Source organism: Acetivibrio sp. MSJd-27 (assembly GCF_018918095.1).
Lineage (GTDB): Bacteria > Bacillota > Clostridia > UMGS1840 > HGM11507 > HGM11507.
This window is the reverse complement of sequence record NZ_JAHLPV010000087.1, coordinates 1-1,736: the sequence shown is the minus strand read 5'-3', so window position 1 is coordinate 1,736 and position 1,736 is coordinate 1. Positions and strand designations below refer to the sequence as shown.

2 protein-coding genes are annotated in these 1,736 nt (G+C 44.6%); both read right to left on the bottom strand.

Going from position 1 to position 1,736, the window contains the following annotated elements; genetic code table 11:
• Positions 1 to 185 precede the first annotated feature (185 nt).
• Positions 186 to 1,190, bottom strand: a complete 1,005-nt coding sequence (locus KQI32_RS13195; RefSeq protein ID WP_253291216.1) for a uroporphyrinogen decarboxylase family protein — start codon at positions 1,188 to 1,190, stop codon at positions 186 to 188.
• Positions 1,191 to 1,438: 248 nt separating this feature from the next.
• Positions 1,439 to 1,591, bottom strand: coding sequence for a hypothetical protein (locus tag KQI32_RS13190; protein WP_216426097.1), 153 nt, complete (start codon positions 1,589 to 1,591; stop codon positions 1,439 to 1,441).
• Between the last annotated feature and the right edge of the window lie 145 nt (positions 1,592 to 1,736).

The following is a 1,736-nucleotide window of genomic DNA, read 5'->3' as shown; positions in this document are numbered from 1 at the left end:
GCTGGCCATGTGGAAGTGGCGGGATGGGAACCATGGCACGCTGCATCGGATACTCATGTTTTTATTCCCAATAGACACAAAAACGCGTGGATTCGCTTGATGGAATCCATGCGTTTTTCGACAGGCTGAACAGCCGGCAGGTTTTTCACCTGCCGGCTGTTTTTAAATATTAGAAAGAAATCCTCTCAGTTCTGATAAAATTCGTGAACCGCTTCAAAAAAAGCATCGATATTCTCCCAGGGCGCCAAAGGCGGAATATCACACCCGGATGAGATCACGAAATTGGAATAGTTACAGCATGCCTCCATAATTCGCCTGGTTTCCCTTTTGACAGTTTCCGGTGTACCGTTCCGGATAACAACTGCCGGATCTACATTTCCCATTACAACAATATCCTTGGGGACGCACTCCAGCATCTGCTTTATATCAATTGCATTACCAAAATGATATGCGGCGCATCCAGTATTCAAAATCGATTCAATCATTTGAATCGTATTGTTTCCGCAATTGTGGTAAATCACAATAAAATCTTCCTTCTGTACCGCATCAGCGATCCGCTTTACATAAGGACTTGAAAATTCTTCCGCCAAGTCAGGAGAAAGAAGCCCTGTCAGCGGCTCTGCCATCATCACTCCATTTGCCCCCGTTTTCTGGTATCCCTTTATGTAATCGATCAGAAAATCGGAAACCTTTTCCATAACCAGATGCACCATCTCCGGCTCTGTATAGCAGTTTACCATAATTTCAGTTACATCCATCAATCTTCCCGCCAGTGAAAACGGGCCGATAACTCCCGCAAAAACCGGCCTGTCTTTTATCATTTGGCAGGCTTTCCCGATCGCTTCAATGTACAATCCGGTTCTTCCGGCGCCTACCGGAGGAACCGCAAGGCTCTGTGCATCCTCATAAGAGGAAATCAGCTGGCCTGTAACGGTTGGAACCTCATCCTCCGACACATGAATTTCTGCTCCGAAGGCTTCCGCCTCCACTGAGAGATCCATCATACTGACAGAGGCCGCGGAGTCTACACGGTCTGCTATCCGTTTCATTCCTTCTGCCTGAAGGGAACTGTCGTTTATCAATTCCTTTACTGTAATTCCCAAGAGCTGTATTGATGGAAATGATAAAACCGGGAGCGCTTTTTTCTTCTCTTCAGCTTTTAAAGCTTCCAGCCACTGATACATATTCATAACAATTCTCCAATCCGCCGCTATATCCGACCTTTTCACGGAGGAGTATTCCCTCGATTTGCAGGAACAAACAGATTGAAATACTTATAAATCTCCCTGCATTTCCTTCTACTCCGCCTCCGTTTCCTATATTATAAAAAAAACAGCGGCAATTTGATAGAAAGATTTTATGATTTATAGTATTTTAATGAAAAAATATCCTGTCACTAAAAAAGGCGGCGCTTTCCCGCGCCGCCAATCATCCTATCTCAGGTAGGATTTGCTTTTTTATTTCCCGCTTTTGCCTTTCCCTGAATCTCAGGAACCGGATTTACCTCATTCTTTGGAAATTTCATTTTTTTGTTGCTTTCCGTGCCGTGAGGCTGTGATACTTCCGGTCTCCTCATTCCCGCCTTCGCCATCCTTTTTTCCTCCTTATCTGATTCTACGTTCTGTAAAGTTAAATGAAAGTTGAAAACCCGCCAGCCTTTCTGGTACAATGGTTTCACCACAAATCCAAGTACCTCCCGAAAGGAGACGAGTTTTCATGGCTAAAGTATACCAGAT